Raw genomic sequence first — 24,771 nt, forward strand, 5'->3', positions numbered from 1 at the left:
GCTAAGCCACCCCCAAACGCTTTTTACCCCAACGGGTGAGCCACTCTGAAATCAGTAATGAAATCAAGGCTAAAATAATCGCAATCACACATAATCGCGCAGCGTCTACCTCAGCCCCTGGCGTTTCGATTAAGGTGTACATCGCTAATGGGATGGTTTGTGTTTCACCTGGTATATTCGAAACAAAAGTAATTGTGGCGCCAAATTCACCAAGTGAACGTGCAAATGCTAATACTGTTCCGACAATAATACCGGGAAGAGAAAGCGGAATGGTGATCGTGAAAAAGACACGTAACGGTGTCGCGCCTAATGTCCTCGCGGCTAGCTCCAATTTTTGGTCAACCGCTTCAAGCGCCAAACGGATCGCACGCACCATCAGTGGAAACGCAACCACGGCAGACGCAAGCGCAGCCCCCCGCCAACTAAAGGTAAAACTAAAGCCAAACCAGTTATATAACCATTCACCGATAAAACCGCGTTTACCCATACTGATCAATAATAAATACCCCACTACCACTGGCGGCAATACCAGTGGTAAGTGAATAATACTATCGAGCAGTGTTTTTCCAGGAAAATTACAGCGAACCAATACCCATGCCATTAAAATACCTAACGGTAAACTGAAAATTACAGCCACACTGGATACTTTTAGACTTAGGTAAATCGCTTCCCATTCATAAGGACTTAACATCTGCAAAAAAATGCTCTCTTAACGTTTATTTAGTACGAGGTTCAAAACCATAACGTTTGAATACTTCTGAAGCCGCTGGGGTTTTCAAGTATTCATAATAATCACGGGTTGCTTTGTTATCTTGATCTTTAACAATTGCCATTGGATATTCAACAGGTTTATGGGTATCAGCAGGGAAGACACCTACCACTTTGACTTTTTGGCTAGCGACAGCATCAGAGCCATATACAATACCTAAAGGCGCTTCTTGGCGCTCAACCAATGCCATACCACTACGCACGTTATTTGTACGTGCTAACAGCGGGTCAACTATCTCCCATGCACCTAAGTTGCTTAATGCTTCTTTGGCATAAATACCAACAGGGACATGGTCAGGGTCACCAACGGCTAAACGGCCACCATCTAACAGTTTTTTCCAATCAGTTTGTTTATTAATTTCAACTTTATCAATTTTGGCATCTTTCGGTGCAATTAACACCAATTCATTACCTAATAATGTATAGCGTGTATCTTCTACCATCAATTTTTTATCAATGGCGTAATCCATCCATTGCTGGTCAGCAGAAATAAATAAATTAGCGGGTGCACCTTGCTCAATTTGACGAGCCAGCGTTGAAGAAGACGCATAGGATGCAACAACCTCTACTTTAGTGTCTTTCTTATATTGCTCAGAAATTTCATTCAGTGCATTAGTTAGAGAAGCCGCTGCAAAAACCGTAATTTTATCAGCTGCAAAGCTATTGCTAGCCATCGTTAACGTTAATGTTGCGCCAGCGAGAAGTGATACCAAACCTTTTTTCATTTTTATCTACCCTAGTATTAATCGACACGTTATATATAACAGGACACAGCGATAACTTAAAGTCAAACTCGTGATAAAAGTGTGCTGGCGCAAGAAATGATGCAATTTTGTTGCATGTTTTCTCTAAAACCCCACTAACGATGAAAAATTCCTCAGCCGTAAAATCGTTTTTATATAGAGAACAATTTATATCCTTTGTAACTTTATCGGCACAAATCGTACACAATTGAATATTTTATCCAACTTTTGCAGATAGATAAAAACAGAGGAGATAATATGGCTATTCAACCGACAGCGCTTTCTCCAACCCAAGCTCACTATATGAGTGGATTAACCATTGAGCAATTTAATGGGTTATTTGAAAAAAATATTTCCCCTGAAGCTTTAGCTTCCTTAGCAGAATCAGCGGGTAATGGGAACTTAGAGAGTATCGATTTATTACACAATATCGCTCTACGGCAAGACAACGAAGGAAGAAAAGCAGAAAATATTCTGTTTGATTTATTTAGTGGAAAGCTGCCTGCAAAGAAAGGTATAGATAAAGAAATACAAGAAACTAGCAAAAAATTATATCAATTACACCTTAATACAAAAATCAAAAAACACCTAAAAGATTCGAAACTAACGACCCCTTCTAAGCTCCTTTATATTGTCGGATCTGCAATAGAAAAAGTTATTGATAAAATTAGTTTAACTAAACTATTGATGAAAAATGAACCCGAGGAATCTACTCTTTGGGATAATAACAGGATGACAACAAGTGATGAGATTGATTCAAGTAATAAAAATAACCCAACTTTGCCATCAAATATGATGGTCAATAGCCCAATAGGCCTCATCCAAAGCGGGGACAATTTATTAGCAGAGATAATTGAACAAAAAGCCCCTGAGAGTGTAAAATTAAAACAATTCGAATTATTCCCTATCAATGTCAATGATAACCATTGGGTCTTGTTTGTACTCTATCAAGCAGATCCAATACATCAACCAGCGGATAATAATCAATCAGCGAATAATAAAAGAAAATGCATTCTATTTAATTCATACGATAACGTGAGTACCGATATTCGAAAAGAAATAACAGTGGCAGCAAAAAAGGCCGATGTCGCTGAAGAAGATATCACTTACATAGAAGGAAACATCCAACAACAAGTCCCTAACGGATGTGGATTATTCGTTGTTGAAGCTATTAAGCAACTCACTGAAAATACTCAGCAAGATCCTTATGATACATTAAAAGCATTTCAAGAAAGTTTTATAAAAAAGACGATGGCTGAACAAAAAGAGTTTAATATTCAAAACCGCAGACAGCTATATTCAAATTACCATGATAGCAAATATCCATCATTATAATGCCCACTGCTATATGAAAAACCCCCTGACTGCATTTACAATCAGGGGGTCTATAATCAGTCAGACAAGAAATTTTGTTAAAAATTACTTGTTTTCAGTATTATGATGATGAGGTACGTGTGCTTTAGACAGTAAGTTAAAGAACGCGCCCAAACCATAGATCAAACCCATGATCAAAAACATAACAACTGGAACCATCATCAGGGCAAAACCCAAACTTTTAATTAGTTCTAACATAGGAAAAAGCCTCTTCAGTGATACTGTACCCACCAGCCTACAAGATACGCTGACGAGGGAAAACTTGACTCTCAGTATATTGAGTATAAATCAAATCAAAATAATAACGCACAATTACGTTATAATGGAGACTATTTTAGACAAAATATTATACTAACGACATACTAAACGTGCTTTTTACCTCTGTCATCACCAGCCACGCCGGAAGGGAGAAATTTATGCAGGCCGAAATTTTACTCACACTGAAACTACAGGGCAGTTTATTTGCTGATCCTCGCCGTATCGCGCTACTAAAACAAATTAAAGCGACAGGGTCAATCAGCCAAGGCGCTAAACTCGCAGGGATCAGCTATAAAAGTGCTTGGGATGCCATCAATGAAATGAATCAACTCACTGATGATATCCTTGTTGATAGGGCGACAGGTGGTAAAGGCGGTGGCGGCACAACACTGACTCACTATGGTGAGCGATTACTTCAACTATATGATTTACTAGCACAAATTCAGCAAAAAGCCTTTGATGTACTCAAAGAAGATAATCTCCCTTTAGACAGCTTATTAGCAGCTATTTCGCGTTTTTCACTGCAAACCAGTGCCCGTAACCAATTTTTTGGGACGTTAATTGCACGCGACCACATGCAAGTTCAGCAACATGTACAAATTCGTTTAGCAGACAACAGAACGGTGATCAACGCCGCATTGACAGAGCAAAGCGCTAACCGTTTAGGGTTAGCCGAAGGAAAAGAAGTGCTTGCATTGATTAAAGCACCTTGGGTAAAAATTACTAAACAATCCAATCCAACAGGCTTTGATAACCGCCTTGAAGGCAAAATTACCGCTTTAGAGCGGGGTGATGAGAACAGTGAAGTGATTGTGACACTCACAGGCGGTGAAACTTTATGTTCAACTATGCCAAATAGCGAAATCGATGCCCAATCTTTGAAAGTGAATAATAGCGTTATGGCGTTATTCAATGCGGACCAAGTGATTGTTGCCACACTTTGCTAATTTGCTAGTTTGCCCTGCTTACTTACAATAAAAGTAAGTAAGCATTCACCTTTTTTCCTTATCATATCGTTCTGTTGTTGACTTTAGCTTCAATCCTGATTATTTGTGATAGATGACAAGGTAAATAATCATGATAAGGAAGCTTGATGAGCACAATAACAATACAACATGGCAACTTTAAGCTCAGCGAAATTCAGACTTTAGACATTCAGCAACTTAACATCGAAAAAGGGGAAAATTGGGCTTTTATTGGTGCCAATGGTAGTGGTAAATCATCACTTGCTCGAGTACTTTCCAATGAGCTCCCTCCTCTTTCTGGTGTCGTAAAAAATACATTCACCTCTCCTGTTCGTCTATCATTTGAACAATTACAAAAAATCATTAATGAAGAGTGGCAGCGCAATAATACAGATATGCTCAGTGATGATGAAGATGACACGGGATATACAGCAGCTGAAATCATTCAATTTAACCATAAGGACAATGAATACTGCCTTGAGCTTGCCGCTCGCTTCGGTATCAGTGACTTGTTGTCTCGTCGGTTTAAGTACCTTTCTACGGGTGAAACTCGCAAAGTACTGTTATGCCAAACATTGATGGGTAATCCTGACTTACTGATCCTTGATGAGCCATTTGATGGCCTAGATGTTTATTCAAGAAGTCAGCTCAGCGAACTACTATCAAGTTTGTCTGAAAAAGGCTTAACTTTAGTGTTAGTGTTGAACCGCTTTGATGAACTCCCTGATTTTATTGAAAACATAGGTGTTGTCGCTGATTGCAAACTAGCAATGGTGGGAAATAGGGAGTCAGTACTTGCTAACACGCTAATAACGCAATTACAGCATAGTGAGAAAATTAAACAGCTTTCTATCCCTGAAACTGAGGCTCCAACCGCAGATGAAAAACTGGATGACACGACACCTCGTATTATTTTGAAAAATGGAACTGTTAGCTACAATGACAAACCGATCTTGCACGGTTTAAATTGGCAGGTAAACCCAAACGAACACTGGCAAATTATCGGTGAAAATGGCGCTGGAAAATCCACCTTATTGAGCTTGATTACAGGAGATCACCCTCAAGGGTATAGTAATGACTTAACCTTATTTGGTCACCGTCGTGGGTCAGGAGAAACCATATGGGATATTAAGCGCCATATTGGTTACGTCAGCAATAGCATTCACCAAGAATACCGTGTCGCAACCAGTGTACTCAATGTCATTATTTCCGGTTTTCATGATTCTATTGGCTTGTACCAAACCCCCTCTGATCGTCAAATACAATTAGCGTATGAATGGCTAGCTCTGTTAGGTTTTTCTACGCAAACAGCTCAACAACCTTTCCACAGTCTTTCGTGGGGGCAGCAGCGCTTAGTCTTGATAGCTCGAGCACTAGTTAAACACCCTGCTATGCTTATTCTAGATGAGCCATTGCAAGGGCTTGATGGCCTTAACAGGTTGTTAGTTCTGCGGTTTATTGATGTAATGCTAAGACAAGGTAACACACAACTCTTATTCGTCAGCCATCATCAAGAAGACGCCCCTGCTTGTATTACACATCGGCTCACTTTTGTCCCTGATAATGGGAAATACCGTTACGATATTGAAAAACTTTAATTTTTGACTTATTTGCCAATAGACACGATGAAACTGTTGGCAAATTAATCTAATGTTTAATAGATGGTAACTAAGTTATACACAAATAACTCTTTGATTTTATTTTATTTATATTTTTTAGGTTATTTTAAATTAGAAAATTCACATAAAATCATTACACTGCGCCTATTCTAATAATTTAGACATCATAATGGATATTTTTTATGGCTTGGTTAATGTTAGCCTCTTCACTTGCAGTACTTGCAACACACCGTTTAATTGCTCTTTTTTTACTCGCTTGCACAATTATTACCGCAGCACTTACACACGTTATTGATTGGCAAGCGGTTCTACTATTGGTTTGTATTACAATAATTGCCATTATTCGTTTGCGTTTCCAACACTATCTATCCACCAAAATTATTAGTGAAATCATCTTACTAATCTGTACGATTGGGTTATTTATTCACTTATTCCCTGGGTTTAATAACCTGAGATATCTCGATAACGTTACCGTAGGGGAACATAGCGCCCCTTTCACAATGTATTTTAATTTTGATAAGGCACTCGTCCCTTTTATTTTACTCGCCTGCTTACCAACGTTATTTGTCTGTCGGCCAGCCAAGCATGCAACTAAAATTCAATGGGCACTGCTGGTTATTTCTATGCCACTTTTATTGCTGGTCGCAACTGCTGCTGGCGGATTAGCCTTTGAATGGCATTTTCCTAGTTGGTTACCTGCTTTTGTGCTCTGTAACCTACTTTTTGTTTCATTAGCTGAAGAAGCGCTATTTCGTGGCTATTTGCAACAACGTCTAACCCTTTGGTTGAGGTCTCCTTACCTAGCACTAGTGATTACCTCACTGTTATTTGGCGCCGTGCATTTTGCAGGTGGAGCACTGTTAATTCTCTTTGCTACATTAGCGGGTTTGATTTATGGCCTAACTTGGATGTGGAGTGGTAAATTATGGCTGGCTGTATCGATTCACTTCGGGTTAAATTTGGGACATCTGTTATTTTTTACTTATCCAATTAAGTTGGTTTCTAATTAATGTTAACTAATTAAAAATTCATAATCACTCAAAAATTGGATGATCTTCACCGTAAAAAATCACTAACACGAATAATGTTAGTGATTTTTCATTATTATAACCATGTTATCTATCGTTAATCTAATGACTAGTTTGATTAACATTCATTGGCTTAATTTCCCCAGACTCAATATTAAGATAAAAATCTCGACTTGGATTTCCTTGTAGATATTTATCAATTACAGTGAAAATACTGCCAAAGCGTAATTTAAAAATATTCTCAAATGAACTATCCGCGTTAATTTTATCAGTCTCATTTGGTAATGACGATAACAAGGTTCCTGTGAGGAATCGATATTGGTTTAATCTTTCTACAGGTATATCTTGCAACGCAAGTTCGTCTGCATTACGTAAACGATAAAAATCCACAGCAAGGTCAAAACCATTCCATTTTGCAAAATCATTTAACTGATACCCTGTATTTTTAGCAAGAGTAGCAGCTTTATCACTGGCTTTTTTCCATGCATCGGAGTCTTTATTCAAGTAGATTTCGGTGACATTGACAGTTCCCGGGTCTTTAGCGCAAATTTCATGATTTTGACTCAATGGTGCCGTTAATACTTCATTATAAGCTTTCTTAGTATCTAACTGGCTTAAAATAAGCATCTCTTCGCCATTCAAACTAAATAACATTTGACGAATTTCACATGGCCATTCCTCAGGAATAAAACGTAAACGTGTCAGTTCAGTAATATGCCAGTTAGTGAAGTCATAATAATTATTTGCGCTTAAGATATCTTTATTCCAAAGATGCGACGAATTAGTATTTTTGAGGTGTTCCCACTCTTGCTGATAGTGCTCAAATAACTCATCAAACCGAGGAACATCTTCTATTACAATGGTTTGTACATCAATTTCATTCGCATTTCTAAAATTCAATATTTTATAAGCAGGAACATATGCAGCCATTGAAGGAGCTTGAATATTAAAAAGTAAGCTGCCATCCGAATACTTACGTACACCTGTATCATTAAAATGCATATGACCGCCAACATGAACACCGATACCTGTTTTTGCCATTGCATGGCTAGTGTCTTCTTTTGGTGCCCTTTCTAACTGAAATTTACCTTTGCCAAAAATGGTTTCAAGGTCATCTGCTGCACCATTATCAAATTCAACCATCGGGAAATGGCTAAACGTGATTAATGTTTTATTTTGCTCTTTCGCGCGCTTTGCAACATCCGCCATCCACTCAACAGTCTGTTGTTTATGTGTCAACATTTTGTTGTAACCCGCATTCCCCGACCCTGCAAAGTTTTTAGCTGCTTTAGGGTGATTAATATCTGCTTTTTCAGAAGGAACATAGACATTGGCATCAACGGCCATTAACCACAAATCAGGAATAGGCTCAACAAGGTAACTGCTGTCTGCAACATTAAAACAAGGCCCATATCCCTCTTGTTTATATTTACCGCCTGTTCCTTGAGTACAAATTTCATACTGCCTTTGGTTAAAATCACTGGCTTTTAAGGCTGCTTCATAGTTGTAACCTTGAGAACCATAGTTTGAGTATGGTGTTTCCCAATAAATATCTTCTGGTAACGGATTAATACCAAATGATTTCATTGCATCCATCACTCGACCATAACCACTATATACCATCTCTTCAGAGCAAATTGTTGGCAGCTCAGCTCCCGTTTCTATAACGGCAGTCTTTCCTTTATATCCTGTACACTCACTTGCCCCTAAACTAAAGATACGCTGCGTTTTACCATCAGTTCCAAGAAAATCTTCTTTTCCTGCTGGCATATCAAATGGACGGTTCGGATCATGATTCCCTGGTGTAGCAAAGAAACGCATACCATATTTTTGCTCGTACTCTTGCAATACTTTTACTAACCCACGTAAGTGAATAGGTTGGCCGTCATCAGTAAAATCACCAGGTAATGCAATAAGTTTAATACCTTTCTTACCTGCATCATCAAGTGCAGCACGTAGAGCAAAATAGTTTTCATTAAATAAACGCGTAGATGTTAATTGCGCATACATAGAACGAATAACGGCATTTTGACCACTTTTACTATTTTTTAATCCTTCAAATGCATTATCAGCAAACTGCCCATATACATCATGAAAATGGATATCAGGCATAAACGCGACGCGATAATTATAAGGTTGAGCCGTAGGGGCATTTGCCATTGCGACAGTTCCAATGGACATTAATGCAAGGGCAAAACTATATTTTAATTTATTGTTCATATTTGTTCCCTTTAGATAATTAACTATTTCTATCAGAAGTTATATGCAATGCCAACGCGATAACGCCACTGCCATGCATCACGGTAAGTTTGTCCATTTTTGACATATGAACCATCATCATAGGACACATACCCTAATTCAACATAAGGAACCCATGTCTTATTACCAACCCAAGACACATTCAGATTATGTGCATAATCCTTTTCTTTACCTTTATATGCAGGATAATCAGTATCAAATTTATATTCAAAGTCATAACTTAATGAAAAATCTTGCAGCTTATAACCTAAATAAAAATTACTCTGCCAATAATGCTGATTATCTTTTTTAGGCTTATTAGAGTTATCATAATGCCTTACGCCATAACGTAAACGAGTTCCAATATTAAAATCATCCGTTAAATTATAGGCAGCTTTGACACTGAATTTATAAGCCGTATCTTTATCTCCTGAATCTAGAGCAAAAGAAGGTGTTAAAACAAAATCTTTTGTGGCTTTATATTTATAACCAACTTCAACCTCATTTCCTTTTGATGATAGGTTTTCACCAAAACCACCATCTCGACTTCTCCATTTTCCTTCAAGGCTAAAATAAGTTCCATTTTGCATGCTATGGCCAATTTTGACACGGTCTTCATGGCGATGTTCATCCCCTAACCATTCATGACGATAGTCAATATATGTCGCATTCGCTGCTGTGCAAAATAATAATGTAGAGATACCTAGAGTTAAGTTTTTCATAAACTGATTCCTATAATTAATATTTATTTTTTATTTAATCGTTAAAACAATGATTCATTATCTATCTTTTATTTATAGATATACCCCTTATATTTTTAGAAAAAAACCATCCCATCCTTTTAAATAACTTAAAAGAAAATTAATTTATTAAAATTTTAATTTTTTATATTCTTATCTCACAACTCTAATTCCAGCTTCAATAATTCAACAATATCCTCTGATTTTTTAGCATTTAACATTTCATTTCTAAAAGACTCATGCATTAATTTACGTGCGAGAACAGAAAAGATTCGCATATGCTGATTTTCATCTGAATCATTAATTGTTAGCATAATTACTAATTTAACATTAACACTATCTCCCCACGCTAACTCATTCGGTAAACGTAATACAGAAATACTACTGTGTTTAACAAAAGGTGATTTACAGTGCGGTATTGCAATTGAGAAACCTAATGCCGTACTAAAAATCTCTTCTCTTTGCCATATTGCTTGTTCAACTTGTGATCCAGAGTCAGTTCGGTGATTAACTTCTAAATTATCAGTTAATCGTTTAATAACTTCCTCTTTACTTTCCATTCTTTCATCAAGAAAAATTAAAGACGGATCCAATACTGAATAATCATTTTTTGGCGTATTAGCAGAGATAGACAAACGAGATAGTTTATCTTTTTCAAACTTGAACCAATTATCTGCATATGTATCAGGCTCAATAATTAATAAATCGTATTGCGTATCTAATAATAAAACATGAGCAGATTGAATTGATTCAATTATGGAAGATGAAAGACATATTAAAGGAAGAGAGAAAGATTGTGCTAAAATAGCGGTATGTGATGTTTCTGCCCCTGAAGCCATCACAATACCTTGCAAATACTCCCCTCTCAATGCCAATAATTCGCTTGGTGTCAGTAATCCTTGGCAAATAATAATCGAATCTTCTGTTAATTTAGGAAGTTGTATTTTAGATTCGATACCAAGATGCCTTGCTATACGCAATCCCAGATCCTTAATATCTAACTCACGTTGGCGTAAATATTCATTACTACTGCTTCGAAATGGTAAGCTGAGCTCTTCAATTGCCATTGATAACGCAGCAATCGCATTATTTGCCTCTCTTGGTTCAAGTAAGCACGCTTCAATATCCTCATCATCCAATAATTGGCTTTGTGCCTCTAAAATATCAACCGCTGTTTTATCAGCTTGCTGAATATCTAGACTAAATTGTTGACGAGCACTTTGTAACGCACGTTTTAGTATTTCACATTGTTCTGATTGTGAATTTGATGGCTCTAATAATGAAATCTTTTGTAAATCAAAAGATTTCATATAGATAGCCCTACCTTTTGCAATCCCTTGGCTAACACCATAACCCTGAATAATTTGAGATGATGTCCGACTCAGATATATAGGGATCATTCCTTGCTCTGGTTTATCTTTTTTTGGCATTAATCCATCACAATGAATAAATTCTTGTTCAATAAATACCTTTAGTTTTTCATAAGCCAGATTTTCATCATCTCCACTGATTGTAAAATAACATTCATCACCAACAGCGACATCTGCCCCAACAAGAGCCAAAACACTTTTTGCATTGGCTTGGCGTAGTTTGCTTTTATTAAAAAGTAAAATATCTGATTGAAAACAAGCTGTTTTTTGCTCAATTGCACTCGCTGGTCTTGCATGAATACCATTAGGTAACTCACAATAAAATGGAAGTATTTGCATAATTTTTCCTTTATTAATTAGTCAATTAACCAAGACACAGGTGTACAAGGAGCTGCTTTATCTGTGTTTATGCATATAGACTCCGATAAAGTAACTTGATGTATCAACGTATTCGACTTAGGTTCTGTATAGGTTTTGGTTTCACTACTTGGGTTCCACCCACGTAAAATCAGTGACTCTTGATTCTGTGCTTTTTTCAACGTGCTGAAGTGCAGCTCACTATCCCACGTCAATAAACTGTAATTATCAGGAAAAACAATATAATGAGGATTCGTTTTAAATTGAGACCAACCGGAATCTAGGTAACCAAATGCAGGTAAACGCCAATGCTCAATATCACGCCATAGTTGAGCGCTTTGGCCATTTTCTATCGGCAATACAGCAAAATGGAAATGATGAAGCCCCTGAATTTGTGATTCCGGTGACGGCAAAACCATACCTGATGCACGCCCTGGCCGCCAAGTTAGTTCTGCTTGGCCTAGCCAACCCACACTGCGCAAAAGTGTTATTCTTATCATGTTAGGTTGATTAGCTGGGATTTCATACTCTCTTAGCCCTTCAGTGACGATACAAATACCTTTTTTATCATCATGTTGCATTACCAGACTTTGCATTGGGTAAAGTGCCGTTGGTGCCTCTACCCAATTTTCACTTTGCCAAATATCCATATTGGCTGGATTATTTTCTCGCTGAATTAAACCAAAAGGTTGGTCTGCAAAGTGAAATGTCTGTTGAATTTCCGTAGGAATTTCAACCTGAATTCGATGGTCTTCAATGGTATTATCAATTGTGATTTCAACATCTAGCCATGCCTTATCATGAGGTAAAGAAACCTGCATTGTGGCAGATAAACGCGCATTAACCTGTTTGGTTTGGCGGGCAATTGCATTCTGTGGTACTGGAATTCGCCAATTTAGAATAAATGAATCCATTAACGATGCTCTTACACAGTTAAATTGCTGTAAGTGTCCATCACTACTAATTAACCAATCATCTTCAGGTGGCGAATAGTTATAATTATCTCCTTCGTCCCCACCATCAATTAATCTAAGAATATTTGGGTATTGTTGTTGATTACGTTTATCAGTTAATAACAATCGCCCTTGGTGCAGTTCAAGTTTCAGCCATTCATTCTCTAATGTATTTTCAGTTTGAATATTTTGTTGAATTTCAAAACCTGAATTTTCCCCTTCAACCAAATAAAAAGTCTGATAACCACATGAAGGTAACTCTTTCACTTCAAGCAAGACTTCGCATTTCCGGTACCATGTCGTTGTCGTACTATTCGCCAATTCTTGTACAATCAAAGACATATCTTGTTTTTCTTCATGAATAAGTTGCCAGCGGCAAGGTTTTCCTGCATCGTCTTTAATACAAAAATCATTTTCAGGTGTATAAAGAGTAATACGAACTTGAGCATCTCTTTTATGTGGCAACGAATTGAAAATGATAATTTTTTTACCATCTTGTTTTGCTTCAATCCCGCGAGCAAGCATCTTCATATTAAGGTCAAACAATTGATTTGCACTTTCTAAACCATCTTGTAAGCGTGCTTTCACCATGCTATTAACACGATCAGAATTACATCCGCCGATACTATCATGAGCGTGTGACTGCATAGCTTTACGCCAAATATTGTCAATCGCAGTTTGTGGATAAGGTAAACCAAGCCGCCAGTTAATGGATAGAAGAGGCTCAAGTTGTTGACTAACAAATTGTTCTAATTTTGCATTTAATAATTTAATGTCCATTCGTGTAGAAAAAATACCACGATGTACACGCATATATTTCGGGCTCAGCAATTCACCATTAAATTCAGGTAGTTCAGTGCTATTTGCTTGTAAAGCATCAAAAAATGCACTGAAACTACTTTTGACAAAATAATATTCCTTTTGAGCTTTATTTAATTGCTCAAGCATCGCAGGTACGGCATATTCAAAAGGGGATTGGTCATTACCATTAGGTAGTAATATTTGGTCTGAGTGAGCAAAACGGGCTTGTTTTTCCAAGATAGCAGGTAAAACGGCAGAGGCTTTTTCTGGATTATCAGGTAACCATTTCGCGCAGCCGTAGCCCCAAGGTAATACAGCAGTAGCCACACTATGACCTGACTGCGATTTCCAAATAAATTCACTACTTGCGACATCATGTTCACACCATCCACGCCATACGACCGCATGTTTAATACCAAACTCTTGCAAAAACATAGGTAGCTGTGCACTTTGTCCAAATGAATCAGGCACATAGCCTATTGGCATATAACCGCCCCATTGCTCACAATCTACTTTTCCCAACAGTAAGTTTCGCGTGATAGATTCCGCTCCAACGACTAAAAAATCAGTTTGTGTGTACCAAGGGCCAATAAGAATTCGGCCTTGTTTAATTAATTTCTGTAAGCAATCACGCCTTTCTGGTGCAACCTGTAAATAATCTTCCAGCACCACGGTTTGCCCATCTAAAACAAAGGGGCCAAGAGAAGGATCTTCTTCTAAATGTTTAATTAAATCATTCATGAAATAATAAAGAACAATTTTTGAATCATTCTCAGTGAAATACCATTCACGATCCCAGTGCGTATGTTGAATTAAATGTACCGTTTTCATTTTATGACCTTAAAATATTTTTAGCAGAACAGCCCCGTCACGTTATTCACGCTAATTAACACTGTACGACATTATTAAAATAACTCTCTAATTAACGACCGACTTTAAATTTAGGAATAGCTGTTTCTGTTTTTTTAGTTTCTATCGTTTCATTACCACGAAATATTAATAAAGAGCCAATAGTAATAATTGCAGATCCCACAGCAACCGATAATATATATATCGGCCATTTATCTACGGCTAACCACCCATAAAATCCCGAAATAGGAGCATGATTTATCGCACCTAGACCGACCGCCATAGCTGCACCTGTTGCTGCACCAATAATGTTAATGATAATAATCTTTGGATTAGCAAGAGCAAATGGGATCGCGCCCTCAGAAACGCCAATTAATCCCATTAGCGTAGAAGCTTTTCCTGCTTCTCTTAATGATTCAGGAAAACGTTTTGACCAAATTAGCGTTGCTAAACCGATCCCAATTGGGGGAATAATAATAGCAACTTGAGCTGCTGTATTTGGCTCGTAAATTTCCGATGCTAATAATGCCATTGCAGTGGTTACTGCGGCTTTATTAACCGGGCCACCAAGGTCAAATCCAACCATTGCGCCAATAACGGCAGCAAGAATTACTTTATTAGATCCCGACATTGATAAAAGCCATTGCTCCATACCATGATTAAGTGCCGCTAAAGGTGCACCAATCACAAATGCCATAATAATACAGGTGAGTAATGTACCACCTACTGGCAAAATAAAAATCGGTCCTGCTGATGCAAGTGATTTTGGTAATTTCGTATATTTAGCTAACAAACGTACAATATAACCAGCAATAAACCCTGCTGCTAAGGCCCCTAAAAACCCGGTGCCTAAATTACTTGCCAACAAACCACCGACCATTCCAGGCGCTAAACCAGGCTTATTCGCGATAGCAAAGCTGATATACCCCGCGACGATAGGTAACATAAGAGAGAGTGCTAATCCTCCAAAACCATCAAATTTATGAAGCACTTGGACGACGAAATTTGTAGCTTCCAGATGGCTAGAATCCCAAATATTATCAATACCATATAAAGATGCACCAATACGAGATATCCCCATAATCACTGCACCTGCGATAACAAATGGCAGCATCCATGACACACCCGTCATAATGGCATTTTTTATTTCCGTACCAATGCCTAGTTTCGATGTTCCATTAGACTGCCCCATTTTTCATTTCCTCCTCAATTGCATCAATAATTGCATCGCCATACTTGATTGGGTCTGCAACACTGCATTCAAGCTTAATCATCCCATTAAATCGCTCCTTATTAATAACAGCGACATCAGCAGCCAAAATGACCGCATCTGCTCTTGCTAAATCGTCACTGGTAATCTCATTTTCAATTCCCATACTCCCTTGAGTTTCAACTTTAATTTCATGGCCTCTTTTTTTTCCTATGATATCCAACGATTCAGCAGCCATATATGTATGAGCAACACCAGTAGGACAAGCCGCAACACAAACAATAAACATAACAACTCCTTAAAATTTAATTCAGACAATAAAAAAAGCACAATGGCATAAATGCGCATTGTGCTTTTTAAAGGCAGCTAAAGGTAAAGAAATAATATTTCCAGGTGCACCACTAGAATGACGACAAATCATTATGTGGCGCAAACTGGACACAAGGAATAAAAAGATCAATTCGTGACGTTTACGAATATTTAATGATATTAAAGGATTAACATAAGCATTTCTTTCTAATTTAGTTAAATCGCTATCAAATACAGAAATATAAAGCTTCTGTACACTCTGCCATAACTGCGACCAATTAACTGAGAAATCATTTTCAGATTGATTAGAATTCTCAGATTCATCTTTTTCAAGGGAAGCAATTGGTACAAACCAGCAAATTTTGCTTAATAAAGCTTTCATTTTGCTATCAAGTGATAGCAAAAATAAAATGCAGCCTTTAAAAAATAAAGCAAAATGTAAAGACATAGTGTCCCCCTTTAGAAACTAGTACCATTCTAAACGTATAAAATAGAAAATTACTGTGATTCCACCCTCATTTATTAAATTAAATAAAAATTAAAATGCTAAAAATATTAATGGCTATTTTCATTCTTCAATAAAAACCTGATTATCAAAGATTTATCTAAAATAAATTTTTTAGATAAATAATAACCTCACTGAAAACCTAAAAGTATAATAATCTAAGAATTTCGCAATACTATTAATTATTAATCTGAGCTTTTTATATTAATCCAATAGAAGCTATTTTTATATGTTTTTATATAGAATGTCATTTTTCTTATTGGCTAAATTTAAAGAGATACAATGAAACAAAAAAATCAAAAAACAATTAATTTAGGATAGAGGAATATAATAATTCGATTGATACCCCTAAAGCACCTAAATGATATTACTCAATATAAGATTATAAAATAACGCATAAATAAACATTAAAAAATTCAACCTTATCAATCCATTAGTCACTTTCATGCTCATTTTTCTTAGCTATATCATTAAAAAATTTAGAGTGAATGCATCCTTGAACAAAAATCATACGAAAAGAGAATCTAATGCTGTAAAATTATAGATAGAAGCAATAATCTCCAATAACTCGTAAAAAATAGCCATTACCGGTTCTTCTTGTTAGAGGTAATTGAGTGCTTAGATTGATATCTATCATGGGAATGCACAAACAATCATTTTACCACTTGCTGTATCGATTCAATTCGAGTTAAATTTAGAGTATCCACAGGATCTATGAACCTAGAAAACAAGTCATCACTCTCGTGTAAAATTTGTTTTTCGCATTGATAGGGAGAAAATGCAAGTTGCTACTAGCGTTCGAGTTGACTATCCCTATAATGTAGGTCAGCAATAATTCATTTTTAATTTGAGTGTACTGATAGGAGTTTTAGCTATGGCTGTAACTAAACTGGTTTTAGTAAGACACGGTGAAAGTGAGTGGAACAAAGAAAACCGCTTCACAGGTTGGACTGATGTAGAACTGTCCGATAAAGGCCGCGAAGAAGCAAAAATTGCAGGCCAACTGCTAAAAGACGAAGGTTTTGTGTTTGATTTTGCTTACACTTCCGTTCTGAAACGCGCTATTCATACTTTATGGAATATCCTTGATCAAGTTGAACAATCATGGCTACCCGTTGAAAAAAGCTGGAAATTAAATGAACGCCACTACGGTGCTCTGCAAGGTTTAGACAAATCAGAAACCGCGGCAAAATACGGTGACGAACAAGTTAAATTATGGCGCCGTGGTTTTGCTATCACACCTCCAGACCTAGAAAAAGATGATGAGCGTTACCCAGGGCACGATCCTCGCTACGCGAAACTGTCAGATAAAGAATTACCCGTTACTGAAAGCTTAGCAACCACTATTGAGCGTGTCGTTCCTTACTGGGAAGAAGTCATCAAGCCTCGCGTTACTAGTGGCGAGAAAGTCATTATTGCCGCTCATGGTAACTCTCTGCGTGCTTTAGTGAAACACTTAGACAACTTAAGTGAAGATGAAATTTTGGAATTAAACATCCCAACTGCGGTACCAATGGTTTATGAGTTCGATGAAAACATGAAACCAATCAAACGTTACTATTTAGGTAACCAAGATGAAATTGCTGCAAAACAAGCCGCAGTAGCAAACCAAGGTAAAGCGAAGTAATTATTAACTTTATCTCTAAATATTGAAGGGCTAAGCCATATGCTTAGCCCTTTTTTCTTATCCATTTACTTCTATTCCTCAAAAAAACTTAACTCACTGTGTAAGAAATCCCAATAACCGATTATTATAGGGAAAACACATTGAAAGGTTGATAAAACAATAAAATGAACAAATTTAATATGTATGTTTGGGTTGGCCTTGTACTTAGCGCCAGTATCTTGGGTTCCCTGCTGTATATGATCCAAGGTGGCGAATTAGTCGTTGATGGTTCAAATGGTGCTGCTAATGCCGAGCTGATGAAAACCTTAATGATCATTGCTTGTATCAGCTTCCCAGTACAAATTATTAGTATGATGGTGATGACTTATAAACCTCGGTTATCCATTGTCCTTGCCGTACTCAGTAGCCTAGCATTAATGCCAATCACCATTGTATTTACCATGGGAATGATTTTCTCTGCGATCCGCTGGCGTTACCATCAGTTAACCCAATTTGATACCTCTTTAAATGTTCAATTTGACCAACGCGTTGAGTTCAACAAACGCAATAACCGTATTTTAGTTGTTGCACTTGGCTTAATCAGTATCACCTTTATTATATTAAGCCAAAGCTTAGGGATGTTCCTGTTTGTTTTCACCATTTTCCTTGGTTACTTTGGCAAAAAAGCGGGTGATGGTGTCTATTTAGCGATTAAAGACTCATATTTCTATATTCGCCCAAACATTTTCGCTTACTGTTATCGTATTCCATTAAAAGAGGTGGAATATACAAAAGGCGAGAAAGGCAAAGTACATTTTGATGTCCAGACCGATACTGAACGATTGCAATTAACGGCAACTCCGGCGAATGCAACACCTGAAGAACAGTCAAAATTGAATACCTTCATTAACCAAATTCAAAAAAAACAGTAAGTGGGCGACACAATGACTGCCGCTTGACAAGCCGGCAGTCGTTACGATTAATTTGCGTTAGGTATCATAGGCATTACAGGTGGAGTCAAGTTAATAATATTCACTTCATTAGGAGAACCTATACTAATAAAGTGATTATCTATGAACGAAACAGTCCATTCTCCCAAAATATCTACTGGAGAAAAACCACTATTCCCACTTAAATGAAGTGTACTATTAGGATTTTTAATTGCATACTCTTTAATAGTTTCATTAATAATAGAAACTATTCTTTTATCTTCTTTAACTTTATCTTTTAAACTTGATATAAATTCATTGTAATATTCAGTGCTAGGAAATGATTCTTTGTCCGATACATAGTCTGCCTCATATTCTAAAATTGATTTCTCAATGCGGGGGATTCCTTCCCGAATATATTTAACATCCTCCATATAATTATAGACATTATTGGGAATATATCCATTATCGTTATCTATTTCTGCATTCATTAAATTAAATATATATTCAACTTCATACTTGAAATCATTATTTAATTTAGGTCCAGAAATATTCGCTTTCAAATCATACCAAATTGCTGAATTCATTGAAGGATAATTTTTGCGAGACAAAATAGGCACTTCATCTAATTGACTTACCTTTTCAGCGAGAGGGCGGATTTGTTCTAAGATAGCCGTTCTTTTATCTGGGTTTTCAATGTACTCATTCATTAACTCAGATACCTTAATATTATCCTTATATTCACTTGCTCTTATGTTAAGATAATCATTTAACGAATCAATATATTTAAATGAATCGGTTTTATCTTTATCATTCCCCCAGCCTCCTCTAATGCTAATATCAATATCATTATTCAGCCTTACACGATCTTCCTCTAACTCTTTCCTAGCATTCATAATACTTTCTTGCATTATTTCTGCACTCTCTTTCAATTTATTAGAAAGCACTCTAAGATTGATTTCATAATTAATTCTTGATTTATCAGTTAATGCCATTTTATATACTCCTTTATATGAAAACTTAACTAACTTTAAAGAATGCCATTAATAAAAATGACAAAAAAAAATAATAATGCAGCTTAGAATAAAAAACTAATTTATTTTTTGTATAATAAAAAATATAAAATTCCATCGTGCTGTATATATATAAAAAAAGCCAGATATTAAAATATCTGGCTTGATGTACTTATTATTCTTAAATTATTTATTTCGACGAGCGATCACCGCATCTGATAACTGACGCAATACTTTTTCAGTATCACTCCAACCAATACACGCATCCGTCACACTTTTACCGTAAACTAATGGCTCATCAGATTCGAGATTCTGGTTACCTTCAACAAGATTACTTTCAATCATAATCCCTGTAATCGAACGGTCACCTTGGCGGATTTGCTCGCTAACGTCCGTCGCCACTTCCATTTGTTTCTCGAATTTTTTGCAGCTATTTGCATGGCTAAAATCAATCATGATACTAGGCACAAGCCCCGCTTTCTCTAGCCCTTCACGGACTTCTTGCACATGCTTAGCACTGTAATTTGGTTCTTTACCACCACGTAAAATAATATGGCAATCTGGGTTTCCGCTGGTGTTCACTATCGCAGAGTGGCCCCACTTAGTCACTGACAAGAAACAGTGGGCTGAACGCGCTGAGTTAATTGCATCAATGGCAATTTTAATTGTGCCATCTGTACCATTTTTAAAACCAACAGGGCAAGATAAACCAGACGCTAGCTCACGGTGAATTTGTGATTCAGTGGTTCGAGCACCAATAGCTCCCCAACTCATCAAATCTGCCACGTATTGTGGGCTAATGACATCTAAGAACTCACCCGCAGTTGGTAAGCCTTGGTTATTGATTGTCAGCAATAATTCACGAGCAATACGTAAACCTTCGTTAATATCAAAGCTACAATCCATTTTAGGGTCATTAATTAGCCCTTTCCAACCCACCGTTGTGCGTGGCTTTTCAAAATACACGCGCATCACAATTTCCAGTGAACCTTTTAATTCCTCACGTAATTTACCCAAGCGCTCTGCGTATTCTAAAGCCGCTTTAGTATCATGAATCGAGCAAGGGCCAATAACTACCACTAAACGGTCATCTTTACCGGCTAAAATATTGTGGATTGCCAGGCGTGCTTCATGAACGGTAAACGCAGCTTTGTCGGTTGCTGGAAATTTTTCAAGTAGAGCAATTGGTGGTAATAATTCTTTTATTTGTTTTATTCTGACGTCATCGTTCTGATAATTCATACCTGTATATCCAATGTTTATTATTTTTACTGTAGTTGATTTACATGCCAAATTTATCCAAGTTGGTTTCGCCCGAACAAAGCGCAGAGTAGACAGCTGAATTCCTTCACTGTACTCGAAAGGATAAAAGATAATTAGCATCGAAATTTTAATCTAACCGTTCAACAGACATCTGTAAACAGGCAAGCGCACGATAAAACTAGGACTTTATTAGTAGCCAATTATAAAATGAGGTGAAATGTTGAAATTTAGCATGATAAGTAGGCAAAACCGGCATTTTTCAGAGCAAATAATAACTAAAACAGCTAAATGACGATAATGCCACTTTAGCTGTTTTAGATGATTTTTTCTGTCTAGGTACGAGAAATGGGCATGGAGCCGTTTTCTTTTGCTGATTTTATCCAAAGCCTAGAGCCATTTAGGGCGATACCTAATAAAATTAAGTATTCTAAGGACATGGCATAAACACCTTGAATAAAGAAAATCACAATACTGATGACGTTAATAATGACCCACAACAACCAGTTTTCTACATATTTACGTGTCATTAAAATCATCGCGACAACGGAAAGAATGGTCATCGTCGAATCCCAGAATGGGAAGGCATCAGGTTCTATTGCAGGCATTGCGAGGTTAGCGCCAAATAGATTTAATAACTCGACGGCCCATCTCGCCAGCACACTAAATACCGAATCAATATTAAATGTCAGATAAATAATAGCGATAACTGAAATAACCAATGTTATAGCTGCTTTTGGTAAGCTCAACCAACGAATTTTTAGCTCTGCTTGCTGCGAACTAGTAACTCTGCTCCATGCGTACCAGCCATAGATATTAGCGACAAAGAAAAATATCTGTAACAATAGATTTGCATATAGCTGAATTTGAAAGAAAATAACTGCAAACAGAGAAACGTTAATTAACCCAAATAGATAATTAATCGTTTTTTCTAGACTCGCAAGTAGAATACAAAGTAAGCCAGCAATGGTCCCCACGGCTTCAATGTAAGATAAATCATAAACTGATCCCCAAAGCGGGATCTGCACTAACGTATTGGCTGTACTAAAGAAATCCATCCCAAAATCCTTTATAAGTGATCGTTAATGTTGTATTGCTCAGTATTTCATTCAAATTATATTTTATTATTTTAGACTCTCTGCAAAATCTAGCATTTTATTTAATGGTCGTAATGCTTTTTCTCGTAATATCTCACTGACATGAATTTGATGGTCTTGCGAATTCCCTTCCAAAGCATCAGCAATCGCTTTTAAGCCATTCATTGCCATCCAAGGGCAATGTGCGCAAGTTCGACATGTTGCGCCCTCACCCGCTGTTGGAGCGATGTAAAGCGTCTTCTCCGGGCAAGCTTGCTGCATTTTGTAAAAAATACCTTTATCCGTCGCCACTATCATCAATGGGTTAGGCAAATTTTGTGCTGCTTTAATTAACTGACTTGTAGAACCGACCGCATCTGCAAGGTCGACTATCGCTTGTGGTGACTCAGGGTGAACCAATACCGCAGCTTCAGGGTATAGAGCTTTCATTTTTTCTAATGATTGTGTTTTAAATTCATCATGAACGATGCAAGCCCCTTGCCAACACAGAATATCAGCCCCAGTTTGTTGTTGGACATAACGCCCAAGATGGCGGTCTGGGGCCCAAATTATTTTTTCACCTAAGCTATCAAGGTGCTCTATTAATTCAACAGCAATACTGGATGTGACTACCCAATCAGCCCGAGCCTTTACCGCTGCGGAAGTATTAGCATACACCACCACAGTTCTATCTGGATGCTCATCACAAAAATGGATAAATTCTTCTTCAGGGCAACCTATATCAAGGGAACATTGGGCTTCTAATGTTGGCATTAAGACTTGTTTTTCTGGGCTGAGAATTTTTGCGGTTTCGCCCATAAATTTCACTCCAGCAACAACTAAGGTAGATGCCGAATGTTTAGCCCCAAAACGCGCCATTTCAAGTGAATCTGCAACACAGCCCCCAGTTTCTTCTGCAAGTGCTTGAATTTCAGGATCAGTATAGTAGTGTGCAACGATTACCGCATTTTTCTCCACCAATAGCGACTTAATCTTCTGCCGATAAAATTCTTTTTCATCCGAGCTTAATCGTGCTGGTTTTGCTGGGAACGGATAAACTGACTGGTCAAAATCGATAAACACGCTCATTGGTTGCCTCTGTTTAGCAAAAAGCGATTTTATTACCTTATGCAAGTTTAAAACCGCAAGTTTACACACATTTTGTTTTATATACTAAACACGATACGCTAGTTTGCTCAATAAGTCTTCACTATTTTTACTTATCTAGCATCATTTCCTCCCTATTACCGATTTACCTCAAAGGATATACCAGACATCAAAGTAAAAGTTGATTGATCTTTGATTTATCAATAAATGGTGTTTAATTAGAAGGTTAATTTGTATATGTAATAGGGAGCGTACAAGTTAATTTTACATAACCAAAATAATTCGAACTGTGATATGCGACAAGGGAAATAGACGGGATGCATAGATAAACTCTGTGACTCGGCGAGCGTAGCCCAGTCACTTATACCTCAACTAAAAGCGCTGCAACTTGAAGAATTACGGTTATAAATGTCATGAAATGAAAAAGTAACAACCTACCTACTTGCATTGTAGGCAGGTATGATGAATCAAAGGAAGATATGCAACTAATATATTGGTATAGGTAGAAGAATGGATTCTACAATATTATCATGACTTACTACATTAGATAGAATTTGCTCTCTGCTATAAAGTCCTGCAATATTATCTGTTAAATTACCACCATCAATATGCCATTCTGATTTTATTTTATTTTTATTACTAATAACCTCACCTTCTTTAGTATTATCTTGTATTAATTTATCACTCGACATGTCCATTTCTTGTCTACATTCATCAACAATTTTAAGTTCATCATTCTCAGAATTACTAGTATTTAAACTCTCATCTAATTGGTTATTATAATGTAAATATCCTACCATATAAGATATATCATTTGCAGTGTATCTTACTTTAGCCAAGGAACCGTGAAAAGCTAAAGTATCCCCTTTAGCATCAATGACCAACTGGCTAACCCTGGCATCAGACTTGGATAACAGTCGGTGTAATCTAGAGCCAATATATGGATAATTACGAATTTTTTCTGTCACATTATCATAATCCTCAGCGATGTTTGGTGTAATGTTTTTTTTCTCTGCTGGGTTTTTAATATAAAAACTTAAGTTATCTTGCAGTTTCTGATAGCTATTTAGAGCATCCTTAACGGTATCGATATAATCTTTAATTCTATAAATATATTTTTTAGATTGAACATATTCAGAGTATGTTAGTTTACTTTCAAACAGGTCACTTTCGGCATCGAATATACTCTTACGTTTAGTTTCTGTTTTTAATATTTTTTCAGCTAACTCACCTAGTTCTGCATGAAGTTCTTGTATAATTCCATTCATATATTCATAATGTTTTTTTAATTCCAAAAAACATTCATCTCCGTTTAGTTCCTTTGTTCTCATTCCCATTTTAATTCCCTCTTAAAAAAACAAATAATAATTTGTTAAGCAATTAAATACAAATTTCATTTTAATATATAACAAAGTAAATTATACCTTATAAATATAGATGCAAATAATAAAACACAGAATAATTTCAGAGTGCTTTCAAAAAAAATAGAATTTAAAGTAAATTTAGATTAGTTATCATCATTGTAATCTTTCCCATCTTCATGTTTAATGCAATATACTTTTAACAATTAAGACAATTTTGGTACTAACACTGCTGAATTTCTGATACCTCTCCTATAAATGTTAACGACTTTCCCTCACTTTAGAAAAAACTTAGTCATTTAAGTACTCTTTTCATACTTTTTACGTTTGAA

General features: G+C 36.7%; 21 protein-coding genes. 6 read left to right on the forward strand and 15 right to left on the reverse strand.

Going from position 1 to position 24,771, the window contains the following annotated elements; translation table 11 throughout:
* Position 1: 1 nt before the first annotated feature.
* Both modB and modA read right to left on the reverse strand, forming a co-directional pair.
* Positions 2-691, reverse strand: coding sequence for a molybdate ABC transporter permease subunit (gene modB / locus M1F17_RS14705; RefSeq protein WP_094962413.1), 690 nt, complete (start codon positions 689-691; stop codon positions 2-4).
* Positions 692-716: 25 nt separating this feature from the next.
* Positions 717-1,493 carry a molybdate ABC transporter substrate-binding protein gene (gene modA, locus M1F17_RS14710; protein WP_144140400.1) on the reverse strand — a complete coding sequence of 259 codons (777 nt, stop codon included), beginning with the start codon at positions 1,491-1,493 and terminating at the stop codon, positions 717-719.
* Positions 1,494-1,769: 276 nt separating this feature from the next.
* Here modA and M1F17_RS14715 point away from each other — a divergent pair, with 276 nt between their 5' ends.
* Complete coding sequence (locus M1F17_RS14715; RefSeq protein WP_318837047.1) at positions 1,770-2,846, forward strand: ElaD/SseL family deubiquitinase; 1,077 nt, start codon at positions 1,770-1,772, stop codon at positions 2,844-2,846.
* A gap of 84 nt (positions 2,847-2,930) precedes the next feature.
* Here M1F17_RS14715 and M1F17_RS14720 read toward each other — a convergent pair whose 3' ends face one another.
* On the reverse strand, positions 2,931-3,083 hold the full coding sequence (locus tag M1F17_RS14720) for an AcrZ family multidrug efflux pump-associated protein (protein ID WP_004256731.1): 153 nt from the start codon (positions 3,081-3,083) through the stop codon (positions 2,931-2,933).
* Between the two features lie 218 nt (positions 3,084-3,301).
* On the opposite strand from M1F17_RS14720, the gene modE reads away from it, so the two are divergent.
* From modE to M1F17_RS14735, 3 genes are all read left to right on the forward strand, one after another.
* Positions 3,302-4,090: a molybdenum-dependent transcriptional regulator gene (gene modE / locus M1F17_RS14725; RefSeq protein ID WP_180312071.1), complete on the forward strand. Its 789-nt coding sequence runs from the start codon at positions 3,302-3,304 to the stop codon at positions 4,088-4,090.
* A 146-nt stretch (positions 4,091-4,236) separates the two neighbouring features.
* Positions 4,237-5,706 carry a molybdate ABC transporter ATP-binding protein ModF gene (gene modF, locus M1F17_RS14730; RefSeq protein WP_004256733.1) on the forward strand — a complete coding sequence of 490 codons (1,470 nt, stop codon included), beginning with the start codon at positions 4,237-4,239 and terminating at the stop codon, positions 5,704-5,706.
* Between the two features lie 203 nt (positions 5,707-5,909).
* A complete protein-coding gene (locus M1F17_RS14735) occupies positions 5,910-6,737 on the forward strand; it encodes a CPBP family intramembrane glutamic endopeptidase (RefSeq protein ID WP_094962409.1) in 828 nt (275 codons plus the stop codon).
* Between the two features lie 120 nt (positions 6,738-6,857).
* Here M1F17_RS14735 and M1F17_RS14740 read toward each other — a convergent pair whose 3' ends face one another.
* From M1F17_RS14740 to M1F17_RS14770, 7 genes are all read right to left on the reverse strand, one after another.
* The gene (locus M1F17_RS14740) at positions 6,858-8,975 is read right to left on the reverse strand and encodes a metallophosphoesterase family protein (RefSeq protein WP_094962408.1); all 2,118 of its coding nucleotides are present in this window, start codon (positions 8,973-8,975) and stop codon (positions 6,858-6,860) included.
* 32 nt (positions 8,976-9,007) lie between these two features.
* The gene (locus M1F17_RS14745; RefSeq protein ID WP_110591349.1) at positions 9,008-9,715 is read right to left on the reverse strand and encodes an oligogalacturonate-specific porin KdgM family protein; all 708 of its coding nucleotides are present in this window, start codon (positions 9,713-9,715) and stop codon (positions 9,008-9,010) included.
* A gap of 176 nt (positions 9,716-9,891) precedes the next feature.
* Positions 9,892-11,442: a fructose PTS transporter subunit IIA gene (locus M1F17_RS14750; protein WP_164455873.1), complete on the reverse strand. Its 1,551-nt coding sequence runs from the start codon at positions 11,440-11,442 to the stop codon at positions 9,892-9,894.
* A 17-nt stretch (positions 11,443-11,459) separates the two neighbouring features.
* A complete protein-coding gene (locus M1F17_RS14755; protein WP_164455875.1) occupies positions 11,460-14,045 on the reverse strand; it encodes a glycoside hydrolase family 38 C-terminal domain-containing protein in 2,586 nt (861 codons plus the stop codon).
* Between the two features lie 91 nt (positions 14,046-14,136).
* On the reverse strand, positions 14,137-15,255 hold the full coding sequence (locus M1F17_RS14760) for a PTS fructose transporter subunit IIC (RefSeq protein WP_004256743.1): 1,119 nt from the start codon (positions 15,253-15,255) through the stop codon (positions 14,137-14,139).
* Positions 15,242-15,562, reverse strand: a complete 321-nt coding sequence (locus tag M1F17_RS14765) for a PTS fructose transporter subunit IIB (RefSeq protein ID WP_004256746.1) — start codon at positions 15,560-15,562, stop codon at positions 15,242-15,244. Before M1F17_RS14765 ends, M1F17_RS14760 begins: the two co-directional genes overlap by 14 nt.
* 21 nt (positions 15,563-15,583) lie before the next feature.
* On the reverse strand, positions 15,584-16,030 hold the full coding sequence (locus M1F17_RS14770; protein ID WP_318837048.1) for a hypothetical protein: 447 nt from the start codon (positions 16,028-16,030) through the stop codon (positions 15,584-15,586).
* Positions 16,031-16,961: 931 nt separating this feature from the next.
* Here M1F17_RS14770 and gpmA point away from each other — a divergent pair.
* Together gpmA and M1F17_RS14780 are read left to right on the forward strand one after the other, a co-directional pair.
* Positions 16,962-17,714 carry a 2,3-diphosphoglycerate-dependent phosphoglycerate mutase gene (gpmA, locus tag M1F17_RS14775; RefSeq protein ID WP_004256752.1) on the forward strand — a complete coding sequence of 251 codons (753 nt, stop codon included), beginning with the start codon at positions 16,962-16,964 and terminating at the stop codon, positions 17,712-17,714.
* A gap of 164 nt (positions 17,715-17,878) precedes the next feature.
* A complete protein-coding gene (locus M1F17_RS14780) occupies positions 17,879-18,625 on the forward strand; it encodes a hypothetical protein (RefSeq protein ID WP_004256754.1) in 747 nt (248 codons plus the stop codon).
* Positions 18,626-18,672: 47 nt separating this feature from the next.
* Here M1F17_RS14780 and M1F17_RS14785 read toward each other — a convergent pair whose 3' ends face one another.
* From M1F17_RS14785 to M1F17_RS14805, 5 genes are all read right to left on the reverse strand, one after another.
* Positions 18,673-19,617 (reverse strand): hypothetical protein, encoded by a 945-nt coding sequence (locus M1F17_RS14785; RefSeq protein WP_318837049.1) that lies wholly within the window; start codon positions 19,615-19,617, stop codon positions 18,673-18,675.
* Between the two features lie 204 nt (positions 19,618-19,821).
* Complete coding sequence (gene aroG / locus M1F17_RS14790) at positions 19,822-20,877, reverse strand: 3-deoxy-7-phosphoheptulonate synthase AroG (RefSeq protein ID WP_036957937.1); 1,056 nt, start codon at positions 20,875-20,877, stop codon at positions 19,822-19,824.
* Positions 20,878-21,230: 353 nt separating this feature from the next.
* Positions 21,231-21,953, reverse strand: coding sequence for a nicotinamide riboside transporter PnuC (gene pnuC, locus M1F17_RS14795; RefSeq protein WP_094962402.1), 723 nt, complete (start codon positions 21,951-21,953; stop codon positions 21,231-21,233).
* Between the two features lie 66 nt (positions 21,954-22,019).
* Complete coding sequence (nadA, locus tag M1F17_RS14800; protein ID WP_094962401.1) at positions 22,020-23,060, reverse strand: quinolinate synthase NadA; 1,041 nt, start codon at positions 23,058-23,060, stop codon at positions 22,020-22,022.
* 503 nt (positions 23,061-23,563) lie between these two features.
* On the reverse strand, positions 23,564-24,415 hold the full coding sequence (locus tag M1F17_RS14805) for a hypothetical protein (RefSeq protein ID WP_112307260.1): 852 nt from the start codon (positions 24,413-24,415) through the stop codon (positions 23,564-23,566).
* Between the last annotated feature and the right edge of the window lie 356 nt (positions 24,416-24,771).

The organism is Providencia sp. PROV073, from assembly GCF_033688125.1.
Taxonomy (GTDB): domain Bacteria; phylum Pseudomonadota; class Gammaproteobacteria; order Enterobacterales; family Enterobacteriaceae; genus Providencia; species Providencia hangzhouensis.

What these genes read in the sequence shown, in the direction of transcription:
- modB (WP_094962413.1), bottom strand. Translation starts at nt 691, where the DNA reads ATGTTAAGTCCTTATGAATGGGAAGCGATTTACCTAAGTCTAAAAGTA.
- modA (WP_144140400.1), bottom strand. Translation starts at nt 1,493, where the DNA reads ATGAAAAAAGGTTTGGTATCACTTCTCGCTGGCGCAACATTAACGTTA.
- M1F17_RS14715 (WP_318837047.1), top strand. Translation starts at nt 1,770, where the DNA reads ATGGCTATTCAACCGACAGCGCTTTCTCCAACCCAAGCTCACTATATG.
- M1F17_RS14720 (WP_004256731.1), bottom strand. Translation starts at nt 3,083, where the DNA reads ATGTTAGAACTAATTAAAAGTTTGGGTTTTGCCCTGATGATGGTTCCA.
- modE (WP_180312071.1), top strand. Translation starts at nt 3,302, where the DNA reads ATGCAGGCCGAAATTTTACTCACACTGAAACTACAGGGCAGTTTATTT.
- modF (WP_004256733.1), top strand. Translation starts at nt 4,237, where the DNA reads ATGAGCACAATAACAATACAACATGGCAACTTTAAGCTCAGCGAAATT.
- M1F17_RS14735 (WP_094962409.1), top strand. Translation starts at nt 5,910, where the DNA reads ATGGCTTGGTTAATGTTAGCCTCTTCACTTGCAGTACTTGCAACACAC.
- M1F17_RS14740 (WP_094962408.1), bottom strand. Translation starts at nt 8,975, where the DNA reads ATGAACAATAAATTAAAATATAGTTTTGCCCTTGCATTAATGTCCATT.
- M1F17_RS14745 (WP_110591349.1), bottom strand. Translation starts at nt 9,715, where the DNA reads ATGAAAAACTTAACTCTAGGTATCTCTACATTATTATTTTGCACAGCA.
- M1F17_RS14750 (WP_164455873.1), bottom strand. Translation starts at nt 11,442, where the DNA reads ATGCAAATACTTCCATTTTATTGTGAGTTACCTAATGGTATTCATGCA.
- M1F17_RS14755 (WP_164455875.1), bottom strand. Translation starts at nt 14,045, where the DNA reads ATGAAAACGGTACATTTAATTCAACATACGCACTGGGATCGTGAATGG.
- M1F17_RS14760 (WP_004256743.1), bottom strand. Translation starts at nt 15,255, where the DNA reads ATGGGGCAGTCTAATGGAACATCGAAACTAGGCATTGGTACGGAAATA.
- M1F17_RS14765 (WP_004256746.1), bottom strand. Translation starts at nt 15,562, where the DNA reads ATGTTTATTGTTTGTGTTGCGGCTTGTCCTACTGGTGTTGCTCATACA.
- M1F17_RS14770 (WP_318837048.1), bottom strand. Translation starts at nt 16,030, where the DNA reads ATGTCTTTACATTTTGCTTTATTTTTTAAAGGCTGCATTTTATTTTTG.
- gpmA (WP_004256752.1), top strand. Translation starts at nt 16,962, where the DNA reads ATGGCTGTAACTAAACTGGTTTTAGTAAGACACGGTGAAAGTGAGTGG.
- M1F17_RS14780 (WP_004256754.1), top strand. Translation starts at nt 17,879, where the DNA reads ATGAACAAATTTAATATGTATGTTTGGGTTGGCCTTGTACTTAGCGCC.
- M1F17_RS14785 (WP_318837049.1), bottom strand. Translation starts at nt 19,617, where the DNA reads ATGGCATTAACTGATAAATCAAGAATTAATTATGAAATCAATCTTAGA.
- aroG (WP_036957937.1), bottom strand. Translation starts at nt 20,877, where the DNA reads ATGAATTATCAGAACGATGACGTCAGAATAAAACAAATAAAAGAATTA.
- pnuC (WP_094962402.1), bottom strand. Translation starts at nt 21,953, where the DNA reads ATGGATTTCTTTAGTACAGCCAATACGTTAGTGCAGATCCCGCTTTGG.
- nadA (WP_094962401.1), bottom strand. Translation starts at nt 23,060, where the DNA reads ATGAGCGTGTTTATCGATTTTGACCAGTCAGTTTATCCGTTCCCAGCA.
- M1F17_RS14805 (WP_112307260.1), bottom strand. Translation starts at nt 24,415, where the DNA reads ATGGGAATGAGAACAAAGGAACTAAACGGAGATGAATGTTTTTTGGAA.